Raw genomic sequence first — 22,325 nt, 5'->3', positions numbered from 1 at the left:
CGCCATACCGACCGGTAAGTAGGCGGCCGACGCCCATGCTGCGGGACATGTCAGATGCACGTCAACGCTCGTGCGTGAGGTTGTCGACAGATATTCAGCAGGGACCGGACCAGCGGCGGATCAGATCAGCGCCGGCACGTCCAGCGTCAGCGTCCCCGCGTCCGCGTCCAGCACCGCCGGGACACCGAGCGGCATCGTGAGGTTCGTGGAGCCGTGGCCGAAGCCGAACTCCTCGACGACCGGGACGCCCAGCCCGCAGAGCCGGTCGGCGAGGACCGCGCGGATCTGCTCGTAGGGGCCGCACTGCGCCCAGGAGCCGAGGACGACGCCCGCGACGCCGTCGAGCCACCCGGCACGCAGCAGCTGCGTAAGGATCCGGTCGAGGCGGTAGTTCTCCTCCTCCACGTCCTCGATCAGCAGCAGCCCGCCCCCTGCGGACGGCCGGGCACAGGGGGTGCCCAGGTCCGCGGCGATCAGCGAGACGCAACCGCCGAGGGTGACCCCGCGGGCGCGGCCGGACACCATGGGGCGGACCTCCCCGACGCCGTGGAGCCGCTGCACGGTCTCCGGCTCGAAGAGCGTGGCGCGCAGCGAGTCCTGGGTGCGGGCGTCCTTGAGGAAGACCTCCGTGCCCGACATCGGCCCGTGCAGGGTGGCGAGTCCCATCCGCACCGCGAACGCCTCGTGGAGCGCGGTGATGTCGCTGTAGCCGACGAAGACCTTGGGTCCGGCGGCGCGCATCGCGTCCCAGTCGGCGAGGTCCACCATCCGCTGGACGCCGTACCCGCCCCGTGCGCAGATCACGGCGGAGACCGACGGGTCGCACCACGCCCGGGTGAGGTCGCGGGCACGGGCCTCGTCCGCGCCCGCGAGATACCCCAGCTCCGGGTGCGTCTCGCGGACATGCGGCATGACGACGGGGTCGAGATCCCAGCCGCGCAGGATGTCCAGACCGGCGTCGAGGCGCTCTTCCGGGACGGGACCGCTGGGCGCGACGACGGCGACCCGGTCCCCGGCCCGCAGACGCTTGGGACGTGCGAGCGGCTCCAGGCTCATTTCCTCAGCTCCAGCAGGGGGACATCGGGACTGGACACGCCGAAGGTCTGGGCGTACAGCGACAGTTCGGCCTCGAGCGCCCGGACCAGAGTGTCGGTCCTGCGGAATCCGTGGCCCTCGCCCTCGAAGGCGATGTACGCGTGCGGGATCCGGCGCCCCGCGATCTGCTCCAGGAACCGTTCGCACTGCACCGGCGGGCAGATCACGTCGTCCAGGCCCTGCAACAACAGGAACGGCGCGGTGATGTGGTCGACGTGGTTGATCGGCGAGCGTTCCCGGTAGCGGGCGGGGACCTCGTCGATGGGGCCGACCAACGACTCCAGGTACCGCGACTCGAAGTCGTGGGTCTCCCCCGTGGCCCAGGCGAAGAGGTCGAGGATCGGGAAGAGGACCGTGCCGCAGGCGTACACATCCGTGGTCGCGAGCGAGGCGGCGGCGGTCCAGCCGCCCGCGCTGCCGCCGCGGATCGCCAGGCGGGCCGGGTCCGCGGTCCCCTCGTCGGCGAGCGCCTGCGCGACGGCCGCGCAGTCCTCGACGTCGACGACGCCCCACTGCTCCTTGAGCCGGTCGCGGTACTCGCGGCCGTAGCCGGTGGAGCCGCCGTAGTTGACCTCGGCCACCCCGATGCCGCGGGAGGTGAAGTAGGCGATCTCCAGGTCGAGCACGAGCCCGGCACGGCCGGTCGGGCCGCCGTGCGCCCGGACGACGAACGGCGGCAGCTCGTCGTCGGGCGCCACCCGGTCGGGGCTGTGCGGCGGGTAGATGTGGGCGTGGATCTCGCGGTGCCCGGGCCCGGTGAAGGTACGGATCTGCGGCTCGGGGTAGTACGCCGGGTCCACGGGGTCGTCGTGCGGGCTGCCGATGACCCGGGCGCGGCCGGTACGGGTGTCCAGCTCCACGATCTCGTACGCGCTGCGCGGGCTGGCCGCCACGCCGAACACCCGGTCGCCGTGCACGGCGAGGGTCGGCGCCCACTCGCTCCACGGCCCGGGGGCGTCGACGAGTTCGCCGGTCTCCGGGTCCAGTATCCCGAGCGCGGTCGCCCCCTTGCCGTGGATGACGGCGATCAGTCCGCCGGGGAGCGGCCTGAACCACTGCGAGCCGATCTTCCACAGCGGCCCGCCGAACTCCTCGCCGCGACCCGGGCACAGCGGTGTGCGCCCCTCGGGGTCCGGGGCGCCGGGCCTGATGCGCTGGAGCTCCCACCATCCGCCGCCGTCGGCGCTGAACAGGAGAGAGCCGTCGGGGGCCCATTCGACCTGGGCGACCGACTCGTCGCTCCCGCCCACCGCCGCCCGGACGTTCTCGAACGGGCCGTCTTCCGTCACGTCGCCGACCATGACGACGGTGCCGTCCCACGGCATCCGCGGGTGGTCCCAGGCGATCCACGCCGCCCTGGTCCCGTCGGGCGACAGCCGCGGCCCCGTGACGAAGTGGTGCCGGTCGTCGCTGAGTTCGCGTACCGCGGACCGGTCACCGGCCGCCGAGCCGTCCAGCGGTACGGCGGCGACGACCCGGCGGACGTCGGTGGGAGAGGGTCCGGTGAACTCCTCGAGGACGCACCACACCTCGCCGCGCTCGGGCCGCGGTTGCGGATCGGCCCAGCGCAGTCCGCCGCCGATGTCCGACACGGGGGTGAGGGGCCGCGGCTCGGCGCCCGGCCGGTCGGGCTCGTAGGCGTAGAGCCGCTGGTCGGGGAAGTGGATGAACACGACGAGCGGGCCGTGCTCCGGGCGGTCGAAGCCGGCCCAGGGGATGCCGCCGTACTCGATGACGCGGCTGCGGACGTTCCACGGGGCGGGGAGCACCGATTCCTCTGCGCCGTCGTGCCGCCTGCGCATCAGGGCGCGTCTGCCTCCCTCCGCCGGGCGGGGAGCGGTCCACCACACCTCGTCGCCGACCACGCCGAGATACTCGGGGCGTCCGTCGTGCGACGCCGCCAGCGCCGCGTCGATCGGCGACGGCCAGGTTCCGTAGGCCCCGGTGGGCACCATGTCCGATCCCCCTAAGCGATCTGCAGATAGTGGTCGAGGACCCGGACGCCGAAGTGGAGGGCGTCGACGGGGACGCGTTCGTCGACGCCGTGGAAGAGCGCCTGGTAGTCGAAGCCGGGTGGCAGCTTCAGCGGTGAGAAGCCGTAGCCGGTGATGCCGAGCCGGGCGAACTGCTTGGCGTCGGTGCCGCCCGACATGCAGAACGGGACCACGTGGGCGTCGGGGTCGAACGCCTCGATCGCGGCGCGGAGTTTGGCGAAGGTCGGGGAGTCGACCGGCGCCTGGAGGGCGATCTCGTTGTGGTAGAAGTCCCATCGGACGTCGGGGCCGGTGAGCGCGTCCATGGTCGCGTGGAACTCTTCGTCGGTGCCGGGGAGGATCCGCCCGTCCACGTAGGCGGTGGCGTTGCCGGGGATGACGTTGAGTTTGTAACCGGCGTTCAGCATCGTCGGGTTGGAGCTGTTGCGCACCGTCGCCTCGACGAGCTTCGCGGCCGGGCCGAGCTTGGCGAGCAGTTCGTCGACGTCGAAGCCGGTGGTCTCCAGGTCCTTCCTGGTCACGTCGATGCCGTGGAGCGCGGCGAGTTCGAGCAGGGCGGCCTTGACGGTCGGTGTGAGCCGTACCGGCCAGCGGTGTTCGCCGATCCGGGCGACCGCCGTGGCGAGCCGGGTCACGGCGTTCTCGCGGTTGACCTTGGAGCCGTGGCCCGCCCTGCCGTCCGCGGTGAGTCTCATCCACGCCGTGCCGCGTTCGCCGGCGGCGACGGGGTAGAGCGCCATGTCGGGGCCGGCGTGGAAGGTGTAGGCGCCGGATTCGCTGATGCCTTCGGTGCAGCCGTCGAAGAGGTCGGCGTGCTCGGTGGCGAGGAAGCCGGAGCCGTCCTCGGCGCTCGCCTCCTCGTCGGCGGTGTACGCGATGACGATGTCGCGGCGGGGCCTGATGCCGTGCCGGGCCCAGGCCCGTACGACCGCGAGGACCATGGCGTCCATGTTCTTCATGTCGACGGCGCCGCGGCCCCAGACCACTCCGTCGCGGACCTCGCCCGAGAAGGGGTGGACGGTCCAGTCGGCGGGCTCCGCGGGGACCACGTCGAGGTGGCCGTGGACGAGGAGCGCGTCGGCGCCCGGGTCCCAGCCTTCGTAGCGGGCCACCACGTTGGTGCGGCCGGAGGTGCGTTCCAGAAGGACCGGGTCGAGCCCCGCGTTGACCAGCCGTTCGGCGACGTACTCGGCGGCGGGCCGCTCACGGCAGTCGCCGCCGCCCCGGTTGGTGGTGTCGATGCGGATGAGCTCGGAGGTGAAGGTCACCACCTCGTCGAGGGCGCGGGCGTCGATGGGGGTCTCTGTCACGTCAGCCATACTGCTCCTCCACGGCGGCGGAGACGATCGTCGTGACCGCCTTGAATGTGCGGATGCCCTCGTACATCGTCCCGCTGGTGTACACCACCCGCCTCTCCCCCCGGGCCCGTGCCACGCCAGGGACGACGGTGGCCGCGGCCGCGAGGTGCTCGGCGTCGAACTCGAGCTCGAGGGTGAACGGCCCGCCCTCGACGGGCGCGTGGCGTACGGCGAGGGCGGCGGCCTCCTTGGCCGCGGCGCGGATGTCCGCCGCGGTGCGGGCCGGGGTCCGGCAGACGGCCGCATAGCGCGAAACATGGTCCTTGACCGCGACCTTGAGCGCTTCGGGGGCGTAGCCGAGGGCGTCCTCGCAGGTCAGGTCGTCGCCGGTGACGAGGACGACGGGGACGCCGTATTCGGCGACGACATGGGCGTTGAGCAGGCCCTCGCTCGCACGGACGCCGTTCAGCCAGACACCGGTGATGGAGTTGGCGAGGTAGGTGTGGGCCAGGACGCCTTCGGCGCCGGCGCCGGTGTGGTAGCCGATGAAGGCGATGCCGTCGACGTCGCCGTGCTGGACGCCCTCGACCATGGACAGCGACTTGTGACGCCCGGTGAGCATCTCGGCGCGTTCGTCGAGTTCCTCGAGGAGGAGGTTGCGCATCGTCCAGTGCGCCTCGTTGATCAGCACCTCGTCGGCGCCGCCGTCGAAGAAGCCGAGGACGGCCGCGTTCACGTCGGAGGTGAACAGGGAGCGGCAGCGTTCCCACTGGGGTGTGCCGGGCAGGACGTCGGCCGGCCATGTCACCCCCGTGGCGCCCTCCATGTCGGCGCTGATAAGGATCTTCACGGCTCTCTCCGTTCCGCCACGGCCACGCTGCCAGAAGTGCACCTTACGACAGGGTGGCCGTGGAGCGGAGTGGCTGGTCACGCCGCGTCCCGGCCGCTCCGGGGAGCGGCCGGGTGCGGCCCGCTAACCGAGGACCTTCTCCAAGGAGGCGAGGGCCGACCCGAGTTCCTCCTGGGTGATGGTCAGCGGCGGCGCGATCCGGATGGTCGAGCCGTGGGTGTCCTTCACGAGGATGCCCTCGGCCATCAGCCGTTCGCTGATCTCCCGGCCGCTGCCGATGGCCGGGTCGACGTCGACGCCCGCCCACAGCCCGCGGGAGCGGAAGCCGACGACGCCCTTGCCCACCAGCCCGGTCAGGCCCTCCCGCAGCACCTCGCCCAGGTCGGCGGCCCTGCGCTGGAACTCTCCGGTGGCCAGCAGGTCGACCACTGCGGAACCGACCGCGGCGGCCAGCGGGTTGCCGCCGAACGTGGAACCGTGCTCGCCGGGACGCAGCACGCCCAGCACGTCCCGGCGTGCGACGACCGCGGAGACGGGGACGATGCCACCGCCGAGGGCCTTGCCGAGCAGCAGCATGTCTGGGACGACCGACTCGTGGTCGACGGCGAGGGTCGTGCCGGTGCGTCCGAGACCGGACTGGATCTCGTCGGCGATGAACAGGCAGCCGGCCCGCCGGGTCAGCTCGCGCACGCCCGCGAGGTAGCCGGCGTCGGGGATGAGGACGCCCGCCTCGCCCTGGATCGGTTCGATGAGCACGGCGGCCGTGGTCTCGTCGATCGCGTTCTCGAGCGCGGCGAGGTCGTTGTAGGGCACGATCCGGAAGCCGGGCGTGAAGGGGCCGAACCCGCCGCGCGCCGACTCGTCGGTGGAGAAGCTGACGATGGTGGTGGTGCGGCCGTGGAAGTTGCCGTCGGCGACGATGATCGTCGCCCGGTCGGGCGCGACGCCCTTGACCTCGTAGGCCCATTTGCGGGCGACCTTGACCGCGCTCTCGACGGCCTCCGCGCCGGTGTTCATCGGCAGGGTCATCTCGAGGCCGGTGAGCTCGGCGAGACCTTCCGCGAAGCCGGCGAGCCGGTCGTTGTGGAAGGCGCGCGAGGTGAGGGTGACCTCGTCGAGCTGGCGGTGGGCTGCGGCGACGAGGCCGGGGTGGCGGTGGCCGAAGTTGAGCGCCGAGTAGCCGGCCAGCATGTCGAGGTAGCGGCGGCCCTCGACGTCCTCGACCCAGACGCCCTCGGCGCGTGCGACGACGACGGGAAGCGGGTGGTAGTTGTGCGCGAGCGCCGTGTTCTCGGCGCGGATGAGCTCCTCGGAGGAGCGCTGCGTGCGTACGGGGGTGAGAGTCATGCGCGGATCTCCTGAGTGCAGCACTTGATGCCGCCGCCGGCCTTGTGGAATTCGGACATGTCTACGGGGACGGGCTCGTAGCCGTGTTCGGCGAGCTGTCCGACGAGTGCCTTCGCCTGCGGGGCCACGAGGACGTGGCGGCCGTCGGACACGGAGTTGAGGCCGAAGGCCATGGCGTCCTCGCGGGTGGCGATCACCGCGTCGGGGAACAGCCGCCGCAGCACCGCGAGGCTGCCCGGCGAGAACGCCTCCGGGTAGTAGGCGATGTTCGCGGTGTGCCCGTCGCTCCCGTCGTCGAGGACGAACAGTGCGGTGTCGAGGTGGTAGAAGTACGGGTCGACGAGCCGGAGGCCGATCACCGGTACGCCGAAGAACTCCTGCACCTCGCGGTGCGCCTCGGTGGTCGTACGGAATCCCGTGCCGGCCAGGATGTGGCCGCCGACGGGGACGAGGTCGCCCTCGCCCTCGCACACCGACCCGGGCCGGTGCACGTCGAACCCTGCGACCTTGAACCAGGCCGCGTACGCCTCTTCCTCCGGCCGGCGCTGCGGCGCGTGGAAGCGGGAGCCGAAGACCTTGCCGTCGAGGACCAGCGCGCAGTTGGCGGCGAAGACCATGTCGGGCAGTTCGGCGTCGGGCTCCACGGACTCGACCTTGTGGCCGAGAGCGCGGTAGGCGTCGGTCAGGGCGTTCCACTGGGACCGGGCGAGGCCCTGATCGACCTCGGTGTTCTCGCTCATCCACGGATTGATGGCGTACTTCACGTCGAAGTAACGGGGTTCGCAGACCAGGTAACGCCTGGGGCGAGGCACGCGGCTGGGTGGCACCCGGGGTTCCTCCCGATTCCTGAGATGGCCGGTGACGACCGGTGACGACCGGTGACGTCTCAACGGTAGGAATCGGGAGGTTCGGGCGACAAGGAACAACCGCTGCGTGTATGCGCAGCAATCCTGCGTCGTACGGCCCATCGGCGGCGTTTCGCGTCGCCCGCCGGGCCTGCACCACCCGTTCGGGCTACGTGGGCGGCGCGCCGTGCCACCGCCAGGTGGCGGGGCGTGGCCGTCCGGGGAGGTCGGTGCGGCCGGTGCACCAGAGCAGCGCGGACCAGGGTGCGGCGTCCGCGGGGGCGTCGGGGAACAGCCGGGCGAGCACCCGTGAGCAGATGCCGGCGGGCGGTTCCCAGGTGAGGCCGAGCCCGTCGGCGATGTCGTGGGTGTGCACCAGGGTCTCCACGATGCCCATCGCGGCGAAGCCCTCGGGGTCGGACGCGCCGAAGACATGGTGGGAACGCACCTGCGGCGATGTCGTGCGCGCCATGGCGACGAGCAGCGCGCCGCCGGCCTCCAGCACCTGGAGCAGACCGTCGGGGCCCGCCGCGCGATCGGCGTGGACGGAGTTGGCGGGGCCGCCGGGCCGGCGGCTCTCGTAGGCGAAGGGCACCTCCCGGTCCAGCGGCGGGGTGCGGGGGCCGAGTTGGACGGCGTAGGCGAACAGGTCGTCGGCGAGGTGCTCGACGGTCTCCCAGCAGGTCCACTCCAGGGTGCCCGCGTTGCCGTCCCAGGCCGTCGCGGGTACCTCGCGGAGGGCGGCGACGGCGAGCTGCACGGCGTTGTCGAGGTCGTCGGCGGTGACGGGTGGGCGGCCGTTCACCGCAGGAACGCCGACGTGGTCGCGACGAAATGCTCGGCGTCGTCGAGCCACGGGAAGTGGCCGGCTCCCGGCTGGACGACGAGCTCGGCCTGTGGGAACAGTCCGGCGACTTCGCTCATGGCGGGGGGCGGGGAGTTGAGGTCGACCTCGCCGGCGAGCACCAGCACCGGCGAGGTGAGCCGGGCGAGCGCGGCGCGGGTGGCCTCGGGGTCGTAGGCGCCGTCGGCGCCGAAGGCGGCCGCCGACGCGTCGTTGCGCTGTTCGTCCTCCGCCGCCCGGTGGGCCCGCGCCGCCTCGTCCCAGCGGCCGTAGAAGAAGGGTGCGACGGCCCGCTGCGCGTCGTCGTCCGCCTTGCCGGCGAAGACCTCTTCCAGGGCGGCGAACGCGGTGGGGAACCACGGCTCGTCCTTGCGGAGCAGCGCCGTTTCCCGCCGGGTTTCCGCGGTGACGGTGACGCCGAGGGCCATGACGCTCGGTGTGATCAGGGCGAGTCTGCCGACCCGCTCGGGAAGGGCCGCCGCGTAGAGGGCCGCCAGGTTGGTGCCGGCGGAGTGCCCGAGCAGGTCCGCCCGGTCGAGGCCGAGGTGCTTGCGCAGGGCTTCGAGGTCGTCGACGAGCCGGTCGCAGCGGTAGGAGGAGGCGTCCTGCGGCACCTCCGACCGTCCGGTGCCCCGGAGATCGAGCATGATCAGCCTGCGGTGCGCGGAGAGCCCCCCGAGGTCGCCCAGGTACGTGGAGTCCCGCATGGGTCCACCGGGGACGCAGATCAGGGGCGCGCCGTCCCCGGACACCCGGTAAGAGAGACGGGTTCCGTCGTGCGCGGAAAAGGTAGGCATGGGCCGAGACCCTTTCACCGGCGGTCCGGCAGGGCAACCGGGTTCTGCACGCCGGCCGGAGAGGGGTCACATGCCGGACATGGGGTCACATGCCGGCGTCGCCACTCGTCGCGGCGCGGCCGGCGCCGGCCTCCGGGCTGCCGGTCAGCAGGTGGGACAGCACCATGTAGCTGATCGTCTTGCGGATGAACGGCTCGGCCCGGATGCGTTCGAGGACCTCTTCGAAGTGCTCGACGTCCGTCGCCCGTACGTGCAGCAGCGCGTCCGCGCCGCCGGTCACCGTCATCGCGGCCGTGATCTCCGGGTGGTTGCGCACGACCTCGGCGAGCCGCCGGGGCGGGGCGGCGCCGTCGCAGTACACCTCGACGTAGGCCTCGGTGGCCCAGCCGAGCGCGGCGGGACGCACCGTGGTGGTGAAACCGGTGATGATGTCGTTCTCGCGCATCCGGTCGACCCGGCGTTTGACCGCCGTGGCCGACAGGCCGATCGCCGCGCCGATCTCCGTGAAACTGGTCCGCGCGTTCTGCACCAGGGCCGCGACGATCTTGCGGTCGAGCTCGTCGAACGGCGCGGATCTGTTCGTCATGTCAAGGTTCCTCCGGACGGCCCTGTCGCGCGCGGACCCTATCGGAAGATGGCCATGGCCTGCACTTCCAGCACCGCTTCCTCGGAGTTCCAGTCCTGGACCTTGCCGAGGCAGCGGGCGGAGAACGTGCCGCTCGGCACCTGGTTGCGCAGCCCTTCGGTGGCGCAGGTGACCCGTACGCGCGGCCCCGCGGCCAGGTCCTCGGGGTCGCCGTAGGGCGCGAGGAACACCGTGGACTCGGGCGACTCGTCGATCTTCCGGAAGCGGCCGCGGATGAGCACGAAGTCCTCGATGTCCCGCAGCCGTACATCCGTCTGGGAGGAGCGGCCCTCGCCGCCGGGCCGGTTCGCCAGTGCCCGGGTGAGTGCCGCGTTCCGTCTGACCGTGCCGCCCGCGAGGTCGACATGGACGATGACGTCGTTCTCCTCGAGCACGTCCATGATGATCCCGATCACCGAGATGGGTTCCGCGACCTCCATGTACTTGCTGACGATCTCGCTGTTGTCACGTCTCCCGCCGCCGGCGCTCAGTCCGAAGACGGTGGCTCTGATGGTGCCGTCCTTGCTGTCGCTCGTCCGCTGCTCGACCTCCCTGCGCAGCGCCGCCGCGTAACCGCGCATCTGGTAGTGGTCCATGACGGACCGGTCGTGGAGGTAGAAGCAGATGCTGTAGGTGAGGTTCCGGGCCCCGGCGCGCCGGCCGGCCGCCAGCCGTGCGGCGGCGAGGACGAGCAGTGCCCCCGCCCCAGCGGCCGTCAGGAGCCACAGCAGCATCCAGGGCCACCAGACGCTCCACCACATCTCAGTGAACACACCCACGGATCTCCTTGAACGCGCTGAGAAGGGACCGGTCGGTGGCGTCGACCATGCGGCCGCCCGTCGCCCGTGCCCCTCGGTCGAGTTCCCTCGTGTCCGCCTCGCCGTAGCGGATCGTGTACGTGCGCACCCGGCGGGCGTCCTCCGGCAGCCGCGCGTGCCCGCGGACGAAGGCGTCCACGTCCATGCCGGCGTTGTTCTCACCGTCCGTCATCAGGACGATGGAGATCCGCCGTTCCGGCCGGTCACGCGGATCGCGGGCCACGGTGCGGTAGGCGTGGTCGAGCGAGGACCAGATGGCGGTGGATCCGGCGAAGTCGTCGGACGCCACGACCTCGCGCAGCCGGTCCAGGTCCCGCTGCCCTTCGTAGGTGATGTTCCGCTCCTCGAGCACGCGGCCGCCGAACCGCATCACGGTGAGCGTCTCGCCCCGGTAGAAGCGGACGAACTTTCCCGAGGACGAGTCGTCGCCGCCGGCGAGACCGTCGATGGTCTCGCGCAGTGCCGCGATGCGTTCGCCGCGCATCGAGCTGGAGAAATCGAGGACGAAGATCACCCGGGCCGCCCGGTCCCGTTCCGGGTCGCCGTAGTCCGCGAGGAGACGGTCGACGACCTTCTGGTCGTCGGGGAAGTACAGCGCGTTGCCGACCGGCTCCCGCAGCCGGTCGATCCGGGGCACGCCGGGGTCGATCGGCCGGCGCAGAGTGCGTTCCATGATCTTCTTCTGGACGGGTCCGCTGCGCAGCCAGTCGACGAGCCTGTCGTAGGCCGCCCGTTTGGAGGGGTCGAGCAGCAGGAGCGGATAGTCGGAGAGCACCATGCCGTCCCTGGGATAGACGATCTCCAACGGCTCGCGGAGCTTGCCGCTGCTGTTGAGCGCCAGCAGTTCGGACTCGTAGGTGATCAGCCCGTTCAGTTCGTCCTGTCGCGCGGCGTAGCCGTCGGCGAGCTCCCCGGAGGCGTCGCCGGTGAGGAGGTGTCCGGCGAAGAAGCCGTGCAGCCGCTCGCAGGAGACGTCCTGCGGACGCAGGGCGGTACCCGTGCCCGCGGCGGCCGTCGCCACTCCGACGAGGGCCGCGAGGCCGCTGTTGGTGTGCCGCGGGTCGGCCATGCCGAAGCGCAGCGATCCGCCCGCCGCGGCGTCGGCGGCGTCCGCCCAGGAGATCCGGCCGCCCGCCGCGGCCCGGCGCAGCCGGTCGGCCGTGGCCCGCTTCACACCGAGGACGACGGGCGAGCGCATGATGTTGGTCGCCAGCGGTTTCTCCCCGTGCCCGCCGTTCGCCTTGACCTTGAGCAGGTAGTAGCGGTCGGAGGAGAGCCAGGCGACGTCGTGCCGGGGGCGGCCTTCGTGCGCCGCGAGTTCGTTGCTGGCGTCCACCGTGCCCCGGTGTTCCATCTCGAGCGTGATGCCGGTGTCGCGGCGCAGGTCGTCGAGCAGGGGGGCCATGTCGGCGAGTTCGGAACTGGCCAGCACCCGCAGGGTCACCGGCTCGGGGCCGCCGGGCGCGCAGGCCGTGGCCGCGGCGAGCCACAGGCCCGCCATGCACAGGGCGATCAGCGAGATCGCCCGGCGCCGGGGCCTCATCAGGGCCGCCCCGGCAGGACATCGGCCGGGGGACAGTCGCCCACGACGGAGATCATCCTCTCCAGGTAGCGAAGCCTCGGCATCGCGGTCCGGGTGTCGTCGCCTTCCGTGGCGGGGGCGGGGACGCCGCGCTCCTCGAGGAACCGCGTCAGCTGGTCCCCGGCGACCTGCCCCGTCGGATCGAGGATCCGGAAGCCCAGCTCCATGGCGCGCTGCCGCAGTTCCGGGTCGTGCGTGATCAGTTCGCCGAGCCGGTCGCCGTCCTTGTTGAGGGCGATGAACTGAGGCTGGGTGACGAACTGTCCGGAGGGGTAGAGAAGGACGCGCTGCTCGTCGAGCTTCTTCGACCGGGCCTTGTAGTTCAGCTGGTAGGCCAGGTACTGGTGCTCGTAGGCCACCACCACGGGCGCGATGTTCTTGCCCTCCGGCGACACATAGGTGCGGAACACGTCCGCGGCGGGCAGGCCCTGTTCCAGCAGGTGCTTTATCTCGCGCCCGCGGGCGTCGGCCTCCTGGTCGGTGTCGGGCACCTCGTCGCCGTCGCCGTGCCAGGTGAACGCCACCAGGGCGAGGTAGGTGCCGGCCGAGTTGGAACCGCAGACGTCGGGGGTCTGCGCGACGATGCGGTTGGCGTTGGCGATACCGTGCCGCTCGATGCCGATGTCGTCCCAGCGCCTCTTGTCGTGAATGTGGCGCAGGAACCCGGCCATGTCCAGGACGTAGTAGGGCGGCTGGTCCGCGACCGGACCCGTCCCCCGGTGCGCCTTGGCCACGCCCGCGTCCTCGAGCGTTCTGGCGTACTCCCGGTAGGTGGCCAGCACGATGGGGCTGACGAAGGGGCGGTGCACCTTGGCGTACTGGTTGCTCTTGGCCCGTTCGGCGGTGATCAGGTCCCCGGCAGGCTGGCCGGAGGGGAAGACGAAGTCGTACGAGGAGATGTCCCGGATCGCGACCTCACGTGAGCCCGACGCCGTGATGTGCACCCGTATGTGATGCTTCATCAGGATTCGCTGGACCTCTTCGTCCTCGAAGAAGTCCCGCTTGGACGCCATCTTCCCTTCCAGGGTGATGACGGCCTGGAAGGGCAGCAGGACGTTCCCGGACACGGCCAGCACGGCGACGCCTGTCAGCACGGCCGCCAGCAGGGGCAGAACGACGAGGAGGAAGCCGCGCCTCGACCATGACGAGCGCGACTCACGCCTGATGCCCAGCCGCGGTTCCGCTGTGACCCGTCTCTCTCCGACAGCCACGGGCGCTCCCCCTTCGTCCCCCGCGTCACCTCGGGAACAGCCTTACCCTTCCGGGCGCCTCCCGTACGACGAATCAGCCAACATTCGGTGAACAACTCCGTTGGAAAAGAGCTCTGTTGGCCGCCGGGCGCACCCGGTCAGCCGTCGGCCAGGCGGACGGTGCTCAGGACCTTGCGGACGACTCCGTCCGGCACCTCCTCCCCTATCCCCTTCGCTCCTACGAACGTCCAGGAGACGATGTCGCCCTTTGGGTTCTTGAAGGCGAAGGCGGTCGCCTTGCCGTCGGTGTCGCACTTGCCCGCGGGTTCGACGCCCGTGGAGGAGGCGGTCGCCACGCTGCCCGTGATGCCGGAGGCGGTGGTGTACGGCTCCGGCGCGCCCTTGGTCACCTTGGCCTTGTCCGGCTGGGTGTAGCCGCCGTACACCCACAGGGAGGCGTTGTCGCGGGCGGCCTCCTGCGGCGTTCTCGCGCCGCGTTCGCCGCGGGAGCCGGCGGCGGCGAGCCAGGTCTCGTCGAAGGAGCCGTCCAGGTCCGCGTCGGAGACGCACCACTTCTCCTTGAGCATCGCCGGGGCGGAGAAGCCGACGAGGGGGATCTCCTCCGGGTCGCCGTCGTCGGCGACATAGGTCGCCCACGACGTCGGCTTCAGGCCCCACTCGGGCGGCACGTCGAAGACTATGCCGGTCCTCGGATTCGTCACGGTCCGCCAGCCGGGTACGGTCGGCTGCTCGCCGGCGTCCGTACGGGAATCGTCCGCCGCAGGTGCGGAGGAGGCCGGGGCGGGCGGACGGGCGCTGTCGTCACCCTCGCCGCCGAGGACCAGATATCCGGTGACGGCGGCGGCCACGACGACGACCGCGGCCGCGATTACGGCGACGACCGTGACGGTCCCGCGGCGCTCGCGGACGGATGCGGCGGGGCCGGCGGGCTGCGTGGGCAGGTCCCACGGCTGCTGGGGCCCGCCCGGCGGTCCGTAGGGACCGGGCTGCGGGTGGCGCGGGCGCTGCCCGCCTTCCGGGTACTGTTGTCCAGGCCTCATGTGCGGCAACCCTAGAAGGCGCGCCGGAGCGCCTTACGGGAGGGGCAGTTCGAACCAGACCGTCTTGCCGCCCGCCGTGCGGCTCGTGCCCCACTCCCGCGACAGGGCGCTCAGCACCCGCAGTCCGCGCCCGCCCTCCTCGTCGGGGCGGGCGTCCAGCAGGGTCGGCAGGGTGTGGTCGTCGTCCGCCACCTCGCACAGCAGCGAATCGGCCCGCACGAGCCGCAGTTCGGCGCGGCGGCCGGAGGCATGCCGCACCGCGTTGGCGACGACCTCGCCGACCAGGAGCTCCGTCGTGCCGGTGAGTTTCCCGAGCCCCCAGGCGTTCAGCTGTCCTCGCACCAGTCGCCGTGCCCGCGCCGCCTCCCGCGGCTCGAGCGAGAGCTCCCAGGTGGCGACGGAGCCGGGGTCGATGCCGTTCAGCCGCGCCATCAGCAGGGCGACGTCGTCCTTGCGCCCGCCACGCGTGTTCAGCGCGCGGATGATGGTGTCGCAGGCGTCGTCCATCGACGCCGCGGGGTGCGCGGCGGACTCGCAGAGCGTCGCGAGACCCACGCCGATGTCCTCGCCGCGTACCTCCACGAGCCCGTCGGTGCACATCACGAGCCGGTCACCGGGCGACACCGCGACACGGACACTGCGGAAGGGCACCCCGCCCACCCCGATGGGCGCTCCCGACGGCAGTTCCAGCAGTTCGCTGCGGCCGTCGGCGGCGCGGACGAGCACCGGGGGCACATGGCCCGCGTTGGCCAGCTCCAGCTCGCCGCGGACCGGGTCGTACACCGCGTAGACACAGGTGGCCAGATAGTGCTCGCCCAGGCGCTGGGCGAGGTCGTCGAGGTTGCGCAGGAGTTGGGCGGGCGGCAGGTCGAGCGCCGCCATCGTCTGCACCGCGGTACGCAACTGGCCCATCATCGCGGCGGAGTTGAGCCCGTGGCCCATCACGTCGCCGACGACGAGCGCGGTACGTGAGCCCGGCAGCTTCACGGAGTCGAACCAGTCGCCGCCGACCCGGCCCAGCATCGTGCCCGGCAGATAGCGGGTCGCCGTGTCGCAGCCCGCCGTGCGCGGGGCGACCTGCGGCAGCATCGAGTCCTGGAGCGTCTCCGCGACGTTCTCCTGGTAGGTGTACATACGGGCGTTGTCGAGCACCAGCCCCGCACGGGCGGCCAGTTCGGCGCCGGTGACCCGGTCCATGTCGTTGAACAGGGGCCGCTCGGGGTGGCGCAGCAGGATCATGCAGCCGAGGACCACGTTGCGTGCCTTGAGCGGTGCGACCAGCATGGACCGGCCGTTGATCAGCGGGCGCATGTCCCGCTTGTCGAACTGCTCGGCCATGGCGGTGCCCATCTCCTCCGTGATGCGCGGCACCAGGACCGGCTCACCGGAGACCATGCACTGGAAGAACGGGGTGTGGGCGGGGAACGGCATGGACTCGCCGACGGGGACGATGTCGTCCCAGCGGCCGGGCTCGTCGACGTGCTCGAACGCCACCCGGTGCCACATGGTCGTCGCGTCGGGGTCCCCGTCGCAGAAGCCCTCGCCGGCGACGACCTCCTCCCGCAGATAGGTGCAGGCCACGTCGCTGAAACGGGGCACGATCGCGGAGCTGATCTCCCGGATGGTGCGGGCGAGGTCCAGTGAGGAGCCGATCCGGCCGCTGACCTCGTTCAGGAACTCCAGGCGTTCGCGCACCGCGGCGTATTCGAGGTCCGGCTCGAGCTCCGCCTCCTCCACGGGATGCCCGGCCGCGTGGGCCTGCTCGGCCGCCTGCTGCCGTGCCCTGCGGGCGGCGCGGCGGGGCACGCCCCAGTCGGGGGTGACGGGCACCCGGTCGTGGTGGCTGAACTCGAGGACGGGGTAGCCGAGGTCGAGGATCCGGGAGACGATCCGCGTCGACTCCCGCACGCTCATGCTGGGCAGGATCTCCGGGAGCCGGCGCGCCAGTTCCTCGGCGCCGGGGAATTCGGTGTGCAGGGCGAAGCCGGGCGCGATCCGTTCGACGCTGCCTTCGTCGGTCCCGAGCCGCCCTGCGTCCGCCGCGAGGACGAGCAGCCGCTCCTCGCCGGGGCCCACCATCGGATACGCCCACCACAGCACGTCGACCCGGTCCTGGCCCAGCTCGGAGACCCGGGCACGGCCGGCCGTCGGATAGGCGGTGAGCCCGCCCAGGCACGCGTCCAGGCCCTGTCCGAGTCCGCTGTACGCGCTGCATCCGGGGCAGGGGCCGATGCCGTCGCCGCCGTGCTCCGCCTCATGGTCGCAGTCCTGACCGGCCAGGGCGCCGGAGACCGGCAGCAGTTCGACGGCCGGACGCCCGACCGCCTCCGCCCTCGCGGGGCCGAAGAGGCGGCACGCACCGGTGGACCAGTGCGACACCAGGCCGTCACCGTCCACGACGATCACGGCAAGCGGAATCCGTCCGGCCACCGGGTACCGCTGCCGGGGCACCGGCGGAACGCCACTGTCCATGAGTGGATTGCTCCTTCCCCGCCGCCAGGAGACAACGGCCTTGTTCACCACGGTAGGGGTATCTCCACGCCTGGCGCCGGGCGTTGGCGGAAGAGGTCGTGCGCCGTCGCGAAGCCGGCGGACGGCCGAGCGGGCGCAGGCCTCCCGGGGCGCCGGCGCGCCGCGCCGCGTGCGCCCCCCTCACCCCGCAGGTGGGAAGGGGCGCCGCGGGCCCTGGAGTCAGTCGGCGTGACCGAGTTGCAGGTCGCGCTCGGTGCGCCCGCCGCCGGCGACCTGGAGCACGGTCGCGACCGGCGGGTAGCCCGACGCGATGACCGTGTACTCGCCCGACGACAGGTCGACGAAGCGGAATGTGCCGTCGGGCCCGGTGGTGAGCGTGTCGACCACGTTGCCGGCCGCGTCGAGCAGGGTCACGCGGGCGTCGTCGACGGGCCGGCCGTCGCCCGCCCGCACGGTTCCGCGCAGCACGGCGCCGCCGGCCAGCTCGATGTCCTGGCGGGTCTCCCGGGACGCCTGCACGCTGACGGGGTGTGCGGCGGGCCGGAAGGCGGGAGCGCTGGCCGCCAGGGTGTACTCCCCCGCCACCAGTTCGCTGATCACATAGCTGCCCTCGCGCCCGCTGCGGGTCGTGGCCACGACCTCGCCGCGCACGTCGGTGAGGGTGACGGCAGCGTCCCGTACGGGGCTGCCGTCGGCGGTGACGACCATCCCGGCGAGGCGGCCGGCGCCGCCGAGGACCACGTCGAGGTCGACGGGCCGCTCGCCCACGGTGACCGTGACGGCCTGGGGCTGGTGGCCGCCCGCGGCCGCGATCATCACGTACGCACCCGGGCCGGGGGCGCTCAGCGCGTACCGGCCGTCCTCACCGCTCGCGCCGCGGCCGATCTGGGTGCCCTGTACGTCGATCAGGGTCAGCGCGGCGCGCGGGACGCTGGTGCCGTCGTGGTGCTGGACGGTGCCGCAGACGGGCACACCGGCCTGGTGCGGAGCGGCCGGCTGCCCGGCGGCGGGCGCGGGGGCGGTCCGGGCGTGCGGCACGGCGGCGTCGGCGGGGGCGTTGTGGGACACCAGCGGTCTCTCCTTGAGGAAGAAGGCGATGAGCAGGCCGAGGACGAGCACCGGCACGAGGTAGAGGAAGATCCGCGGCATCGCGTCGGAGTAGGCCCGTACGTACGCGTCGCGCAGCGCGGGCGGCATGGCGTGCACCAGCTGCGGAGTGATGGCGGCCGGGTCGGGCAGGCCCGCGCCGGCCGGGACGCGCTCGGCGAGCGCGTCGGTGAGCCGGTCGGCGAAGAGCGTGCCGAAGACGGCGGCGCCGACGCTGCCGCCGATCTGCCGGAAGTAGTTGTTGGCGCTCGTCGCGGTGCCGAGGTCGGCGGGCGGCACGGCGTTCTGCACGGCGAGGATCAGGACCGGCATCACCAGGCCGATGCCGACGCCGAGGACCGCCTGCCCGATGCTGTACTCGAGCCGGGAGGTGTCCACCTCCAGCCGGGACAGCAGCCACATGCCGACGACCGAGATCGCGCTGCCGAGCACCGGGTAGACCTTGTAGCGGCCGGTGCGGCTGATGAGCTGGCCGGAGACGATCGAGGCGACGACGACCCCGCCCATCATCGGCAGCATCAGCAGGCCCGACTCGGTGGCACTGGCCCCGTCGACCATCTGGAGGAACGTCGGCAGATAGCTCGCGGCGCCGAAGAGGGCGATGCCGACGACCGCGCCGACGAGCGAGGTGATGTTGAAGACGGAGTCCTTGAACAGGCGCAGCGGGATGACCGGTTCGGGTGCGTAGCGCTCGACGACGAGGAAGAGCACGGTACTTGCCGCGGCACCGGCGCCGAGTCCGAGGATCACGCGGGAGCCCCACGCGTACTCGGTGCCGCCCCAACTGGTGAGCAGCACCAAACAGGTGGAGGCGGCGGCGAGGAACAGCACGCCGAGGACGTCGAGTCGGGCCCTGCCCTCGGGCCTGGGCAGTTTGAGGACCACGCTGACGACGACGAGGGTGATCAGGCCGAAGGGGACGTTGAAGTAGAAGCACCAGCGCCAGGAGGCGTGATCGGTGAAGAACCCGCCGAGCAGCGGACCGGCGACGGAGGCGAGCCCGAAGGCGGCGCCGATCAGCCCCATGAAACGGCCGCGTTCACGCGGCGGCACGATGTCGGCGATGATCGCCTGCACACCGATCATGAGCCCGCCGGCGCCGAGGCCCTGCACGGCGCGGAAGGCGATCAGCTCGTTCATGGTGCGCGACCAGCCGGCCAGGGCGGAGCCGACGACGAAGACGACGATGGCGAACTGGAAGACGCCCTTGCGGCCGTAGAGGTCGCCGAGCTTGCCGTAGACGGGCAGACCGATGGTGGCGGTGAGCAGATACGCGGTGATCGCCCACGACATCCGGTCCAGCCCATGCAGCTCACCGACGATCTTCGGGAGCGCTGTGGCGACGATCATCTGCTCGAGCGCGGCGAGCAGCAGCGCGAGCATCAGGCCCATGAACACGAGCCGTACGCGGCGGGGGCCGAGCGGCGCGGGGGCGCTCTCCGCGGCGTGCGGCGGCGGGTCCGCGGGTCCGGCGGAGGCCGGCGCGGCCTGCTCGTCCTGCACCAGAGTGATGCCGCCCACGTCCCTGCTCCCCTCGTCGCACTGCGCGGCGTCATTCTTCGCATTGCGCATGAAGGGGGAGCAAGTCGGTCACGACCCCGACCAGGCGTTCGAGAGCCCCCTCAACACGCCCCGCAGAGGGCGTATTTGGGGTGCCCACCAGCGGCTTTCCCCGGACCCGGCGCGCGCCGGGCGCACTACCGGGCCACGGGGAAGACCACTCGAACCGGTGAGGTTACTTCTCCACGTTCGCGGCGAGGTTGGCGAGCACCGCGTCGTAGATCCGGCCGAGCCCCTTGGGGGCGAAGGTCTTCTCGAAGAAGCCGCCGATGCCGCCCGCGCCGTTCCAGACGGTCCGCACGACGACCCGGGACTTCCCCTCGCCGGCCGGGGTGACCGTCCAGGTGGTGACCATGGAGGAGTTGCGGTCCTTCTCGACCAGTTCCCCGTCCTTCGGCTCCGTGACCTCGAGCAGGCAGTCCCGGACGCGCTTGCTGGTCGCCTGGAGCTTCCAGTGGACGAGGGTGCCCTCGCCGTCGCCGCCCTCACGGACCTCGTACTCGCTGAAGTGCTCGGGCAGGAGCTTCGCGCGGGTGTTCTCGTAGTCGGCCACGGCATCGAACACCGTCTCCGCGTCCGCCGCGACGATCCGTTCCGTGGTGGCTTCGACCTGCGCCATTTCGTTGCTCCTCCAGCACTAGCTCCAGCGGGATGCGGCTAGCCAACCACCTCGGGCCCGGGCCCCCAAATCGCGCTTGCGGCGATCATGGGAACAGGTGTTCTATTCTGGGGTCAGTGCGAACGAGGAGGCACCCATGCGCTGGGACAATCTGGCAGAAAGCCCCGCCACATCAGGGGACGCCGCCCTGTTCGGGACGTCGGCCGTCACCATCCGGACCTTCGACACGCCCGAATTCAGGGGCATCACCTTCCACGAGGTGCGCGCCCGTTCGATCCTCAACCGGGTGCCCGGAGCGTCCCGGATGCCGTTCGAATGGACGGTGAACCCGTACCGCGGCTGCTCCCACGCCTGCGTGTACTGCTTCGCCCGCAAGACCCACAGCTATCTGGACCTCGACACCGGCATCGGCTTCGACTCCCAGATCGTCGTCAAGGTCAACGCCCCCGAGCTGCTGCGCCGCCAGCTCGCCTCCCGGCAGTGGCAGGGGGCGCACATCGCCATGGGCACCAACGTCGACTGCTACCAGCGCGCCGAGGGCCGCTACCGGCTGATGCCCGGCATCATCTCCGCGCTGCGCGACCACGCGAACCCGTTCTCCATCCTCACCAAGGGCACCCTGATCCTGCGCGACCTGGACCTGCTGCGGCAGGCCGCGGAGGTCACCGAGGTCGGCGTGTCCGTCTCCGTCGGCTTCACCGACCGCGAGCTGTGGCGCACCGTCGAACCCGGCACCCCCTCCCCCGAGCGCCGGCTCGACGCCGTACGCACCCTCACCGACCACGGCATCGGCTGCGGTGTCCTGATGGCGCCGGTCATCCCCTTCCTCGGCGACCGTCCGGACCAGCTGCGCGCGACGGTCCGGGCGATCGCCGACGCCGGGGCCACCTCCGTCACCCCGCTCGTGCTGCACCTGCGGCCGGGCGCCCGCGAGTGGTTCATGGCCTGGCTGCGCGAACACCATCCGCACCTGGTGGCACGCTACGAACGTCTCTACGCGGAGGGCGCCTACGCGCCGAGGTGGTACCAGCGCCGGATCACCCGTCATGTGCACGAACTGGCCGCCGAGTTCGGCATCGGCCCGGCCTCCCGGCCCGGCGGGCACCGGCGCCTGCCGGTACGCGGCGAGCCGGAGACCCTGCCCGCCGGCGACGAACCCACCCAGCTGACACTGCTCTGACCCGCCGTCACCGGCGGGTGACGGATTATTGGTGGCGTCGGCGAGAGCCGGCGGGCAGTCTGCGGTGCAGAACGGCGAGGGAGGGCGCGTACCGATGACGGTGAAGGTGCGGGACATGACCGTCGACGACTGCGAGGCGGTGGCGGCGATCCGGGTGGGCGGGTGGCGCTACGCGTACGCCGGGCTGATGCCCCAGTCGTATCTGGACGCCATGAGCGTAGAGGAGGACGCGGTACGCCGCCGCCGGTACCTGGCCGACGGCACCGAGGTCACCAACGTGGTCGCGGAGCGGGACGGGGACGTGATCGGCTGGGGCTGCTTCGGACCGGCCAGGGACGAGGACGCCCCGCCCGGAACCTGCGAGCTCTACGCCCTCTACGTGCTGCCCGAGCGGATATCCTCCGGCGTCGGCCACGCGCTGACGGCAGAGCTGACCGGGCGCGCACGGGCGAGCGGCTTCACGCTGATGCAGCTGTGGGTCCTCAAGGACAACGCACGCGCCCGCCGCTTCTACGAGCGGGCCGGATTCCTGCCGGACGGCAGGGAGGAGCCCTTCGAGGTCGACGGCGTCGCCGTCCCCGAAGTGCGCTACGCACGGTGGCTGGCGGCGCCCTCGGCGGCCGCCGGCGCCTGAGCCTCGGCCAGATGCACCGCATGCCACCGGCGAAGGAGATCGTCCGGGCCCGCCCCCCTTTTTTTGCGCTTTCCGCAAAGAACTTTGTCAGATCGCCGCGGCGGAGGCACGTTGGTGTCGGAGGTGGTCACGATGACCCGACATTCCCGGCCCGGTCCGGAACCCACACCTCGTCCGGAGGGGCTCGGCGCCGGCATGACCGCCGACCTCGCCGCCGATCTCGACGCCGGTCCCGTCGAGGAGACCCGCCGCTCCGCGGGGGCCCGCAACGATCCCTTCTCCCCCGAATCCGAAGCCCTGGTGTGCGAACGGATCCTGGGCGACCGCCGCCACGGCCTGTGAGACACGGCAAGGCCGCGACTGGACCGTCCTGATCGACGAGACCCGCCCCGGCCCCCGCCGGCGCC

Annotated in this window: 19 protein-coding genes; 3 read left to right on the top strand and 16 right to left on the bottom strand. The window is 71.8% G+C overall.

Annotated features, from left to right (window positions below):
- Positions 1 to 120: 120 nt before the first annotated feature.
- From ACTMTU_RS02200 to ACTMTU_RS02125, 16 genes are all read right to left on the bottom strand, one after another.
- Positions 121 to 1,056 (bottom strand): S66 peptidase family protein, encoded by a 936-nt coding sequence (locus ACTMTU_RS02200; protein ID WP_441261681.1) that lies wholly within the window; start codon positions 1,054 to 1,056, stop codon positions 121 to 123.
- Positions 1,053 to 3,050: an LpqB family beta-propeller domain-containing protein gene (locus ACTMTU_RS02195; protein WP_441261680.1), complete on the bottom strand. Its 1,998-nt coding sequence runs from the start codon at positions 3,048 to 3,050 to the stop codon at positions 1,053 to 1,055. Before ACTMTU_RS02195 ends, ACTMTU_RS02200 begins: the two co-directional genes overlap by 4 nt.
- 11 nt (positions 3,051 to 3,061) lie before the next feature.
- A complete protein-coding gene (locus ACTMTU_RS02190) occupies positions 3,062 to 4,408 on the bottom strand; it encodes a M20/M25/M40 family metallo-hydrolase (protein ID WP_441261679.1) in 1,347 nt (448 codons plus the stop codon).
- Positions 4,401 to 5,237: a M55 family metallopeptidase gene (locus ACTMTU_RS02185; protein WP_441261678.1), complete on the bottom strand. Its 837-nt coding sequence runs from the start codon at positions 5,235 to 5,237 to the stop codon at positions 4,401 to 4,403. Before ACTMTU_RS02185 ends, ACTMTU_RS02190 begins: the two co-directional genes overlap by 8 nt.
- A 123-nt stretch (positions 5,238 to 5,360) precedes the next feature.
- On the bottom strand, positions 5,361 to 6,584 hold the full coding sequence (gene rocD, locus ACTMTU_RS02180) for an ornithine--oxo-acid transaminase (protein ID WP_441261677.1): 1,224 nt from the start codon (positions 6,582 to 6,584) through the stop codon (positions 5,361 to 5,363).
- The gene (gene ddaH, locus ACTMTU_RS02175; protein WP_441261676.1) at positions 6,581 to 7,411 is read right to left on the bottom strand and encodes a dimethylargininase; all 831 of its coding nucleotides are present in this window, start codon (positions 7,409 to 7,411) and stop codon (positions 6,581 to 6,583) included. Before ddaH ends, rocD begins: the two co-directional genes overlap by 4 nt.
- A gap of 187 nt (positions 7,412 to 7,598) precedes the next feature.
- The gene (locus ACTMTU_RS02170; protein ID WP_441261675.1) at positions 7,599 to 8,234 is read right to left on the bottom strand and encodes a maleylpyruvate isomerase N-terminal domain-containing protein; all 636 of its coding nucleotides are present in this window, start codon (positions 8,232 to 8,234) and stop codon (positions 7,599 to 7,601) included.
- Entirely contained in the window at positions 8,231 to 9,070 is an 840-nt protein-coding gene (locus ACTMTU_RS02165) for an alpha/beta fold hydrolase (RefSeq protein ID WP_441261674.1), read from the bottom strand. The genes ACTMTU_RS02170 and ACTMTU_RS02165 overlap by 4 nt, the downstream gene beginning before the upstream one ends.
- A gap of 85 nt (positions 9,071 to 9,155) precedes the next feature.
- Positions 9,156 to 9,656 carry an Lrp/AsnC family transcriptional regulator gene (locus tag ACTMTU_RS02160; RefSeq protein WP_441261673.1) on the bottom strand — a complete coding sequence of 167 codons (501 nt, stop codon included), beginning with the start codon at positions 9,654 to 9,656 and terminating at the stop codon, positions 9,156 to 9,158.
- A 38-nt stretch (positions 9,657 to 9,694) separates the two neighbouring features.
- Positions 9,695 to 10,468, bottom strand: coding sequence for a hypothetical protein (locus ACTMTU_RS02155; RefSeq protein WP_441261672.1), 774 nt, complete (start codon positions 10,466 to 10,468; stop codon positions 9,695 to 9,697).
- Complete coding sequence (locus ACTMTU_RS02150) at positions 10,458 to 12,056, bottom strand: substrate-binding domain-containing protein (protein WP_441261671.1); 1,599 nt, start codon at positions 12,054 to 12,056, stop codon at positions 10,458 to 10,460. The genes ACTMTU_RS02155 and ACTMTU_RS02150 overlap by 11 nt, the downstream gene beginning before the upstream one ends.
- On the bottom strand, positions 12,056 to 13,306 hold the full coding sequence (locus tag ACTMTU_RS02145; protein WP_441261670.1) for a hypothetical protein: 1,251 nt from the start codon (positions 13,304 to 13,306) through the stop codon (positions 12,056 to 12,058). The genes ACTMTU_RS02150 and ACTMTU_RS02145 overlap by 1 nt, the downstream gene beginning before the upstream one ends.
- Before the next feature lie 137 nt (positions 13,307 to 13,443).
- Positions 13,444 to 14,346: a hypothetical protein gene (locus ACTMTU_RS02140; RefSeq protein WP_441261669.1), complete on the bottom strand. Its 903-nt coding sequence runs from the start codon at positions 14,344 to 14,346 to the stop codon at positions 13,444 to 13,446.
- Positions 14,347 to 14,379: 33 nt separating this feature from the next.
- Complete coding sequence (locus ACTMTU_RS02135; protein ID WP_441261668.1) at positions 14,380 to 16,818, bottom strand: SpoIIE family protein phosphatase; 2,439 nt, start codon at positions 16,816 to 16,818, stop codon at positions 14,380 to 14,382.
- Between the two features lie 219 nt (positions 16,819 to 17,037).
- A complete protein-coding gene (locus ACTMTU_RS02130; protein ID WP_441261968.1) occupies positions 17,038 to 19,446 on the bottom strand; it encodes an MFS transporter in 2,409 nt (802 codons plus the stop codon).
- A gap of 214 nt (positions 19,447 to 19,660) precedes the next feature.
- The gene (locus tag ACTMTU_RS02125) at positions 19,661 to 20,104 is read right to left on the bottom strand and encodes an SRPBCC family protein (protein WP_364595629.1); all 444 of its coding nucleotides are present in this window, start codon (positions 20,102 to 20,104) and stop codon (positions 19,661 to 19,663) included.
- A 136-nt stretch (positions 20,105 to 20,240) separates the two neighbouring features.
- On the opposite strand from ACTMTU_RS02125, the gene ACTMTU_RS02120 reads away from it, so the two are divergent.
- The 3 genes from ACTMTU_RS02120 to ACTMTU_RS02110 all read left to right on the top strand — a co-directional run bounded on the left by ACTMTU_RS02120 (position 20,241) and on the right by ACTMTU_RS02110 (position 22,260).
- The gene (locus ACTMTU_RS02120; protein ID WP_441261667.1) at positions 20,241 to 21,284 is read left to right on the top strand and encodes an Rv2578c family radical SAM protein; all 1,044 of its coding nucleotides are present in this window, start codon (positions 20,241 to 20,243) and stop codon (positions 21,282 to 21,284) included.
- 94 nt (positions 21,285 to 21,378) lie between these two features.
- Positions 21,379 to 21,918, top strand: coding sequence for an N-acetyltransferase family protein (locus tag ACTMTU_RS02115; RefSeq protein ID WP_441261666.1), 540 nt, complete (start codon positions 21,379 to 21,381; stop codon positions 21,916 to 21,918).
- Between the two features lie 132 nt (positions 21,919 to 22,050).
- The gene (locus tag ACTMTU_RS02110; protein ID WP_441261665.1) at positions 22,051 to 22,260 is read left to right on the top strand and encodes a hypothetical protein; all 210 of its coding nucleotides are present in this window, start codon (positions 22,051 to 22,053) and stop codon (positions 22,258 to 22,260) included.
- The last annotated feature ends 65 nt before the right edge of the window (positions 22,261 to 22,325 follow it).

This window comes from Streptomyces sp. OZ13, from assembly GCF_052068155.1.
GTDB lineage: Bacteria > Actinomycetota > Actinomycetes > Streptomycetales > Streptomycetaceae > Streptomyces.
Note: the sequence above shows the minus strand (reverse complement) of the source record. Positions and strands in the feature narration are given on the sequence as shown.

Bases quoted from the DNA above. Each gene is read 5' to 3' on its own strand.
- ACTMTU_RS02200 (WP_441261681.1), bottom strand. From the start codon at position 1,056: ATGAGCCTGGAGCCGCTCGCACGTCCCAAGCGTCTGCGGGCCGGGGAC.
- ACTMTU_RS02195 (WP_441261680.1), bottom strand. From the start codon at position 3,050: ATGGTGCCCACCGGGGCCTACGGAACCTGGCCGTCGCCGATCGACGCG.
- ACTMTU_RS02190 (WP_441261679.1), bottom strand. From the start codon at position 4,408: ATGGCTGACGTGACAGAGACCCCCATCGACGCCCGCGCCCTCGACGAG.
- rocD (WP_441261677.1), bottom strand. From the start codon at position 6,584: ATGACTCTCACCCCCGTACGCACGCAGCGCTCCTCCGAGGAGCTCATC.
- ACTMTU_RS02165 (WP_441261674.1), bottom strand. From the start codon at position 9,070: ATGCCTACCTTTTCCGCGCACGACGGAACCCGTCTCTCTTACCGGGTG.
- ACTMTU_RS02160 (WP_441261673.1), bottom strand. From the start codon at position 9,656: ATGACGAACAGATCCGCGCCGTTCGACGAGCTCGACCGCAAGATCGTC.
- ACTMTU_RS02150 (WP_441261671.1), bottom strand. From the start codon at position 12,056: ATGAGGCCCCGGCGCCGGGCGATCTCGCTGATCGCCCTGTGCATGGCG.
- ACTMTU_RS02140 (WP_441261669.1), bottom strand. From the start codon at position 14,346: ATGAGGCCTGGACAACAGTACCCGGAAGGCGGGCAGCGCCCGCGCCAC.
- ACTMTU_RS02135 (WP_441261668.1), bottom strand. From the start codon at position 16,818: ATGGACAGTGGCGTTCCGCCGGTGCCCCGGCAGCGGTACCCGGTGGCC.
- ACTMTU_RS02125 (WP_364595629.1), bottom strand. From the start codon at position 20,104: ATGGCGCAGGTCGAAGCCACCACGGAACGGATCGTCGCGGCGGACGCG.
- ACTMTU_RS02120 (WP_441261667.1), top strand. From the start codon at position 20,241: ATGCGCTGGGACAATCTGGCAGAAAGCCCCGCCACATCAGGGGACGCC.
- ACTMTU_RS02115 (WP_441261666.1), top strand. From the start codon at position 21,379: ATGACGGTGAAGGTGCGGGACATGACCGTCGACGACTGCGAGGCGGTG.
- ACTMTU_RS02110 (WP_441261665.1), top strand. From the start codon at position 22,051: ATGACCCGACATTCCCGGCCCGGTCCGGAACCCACACCTCGTCCGGAG.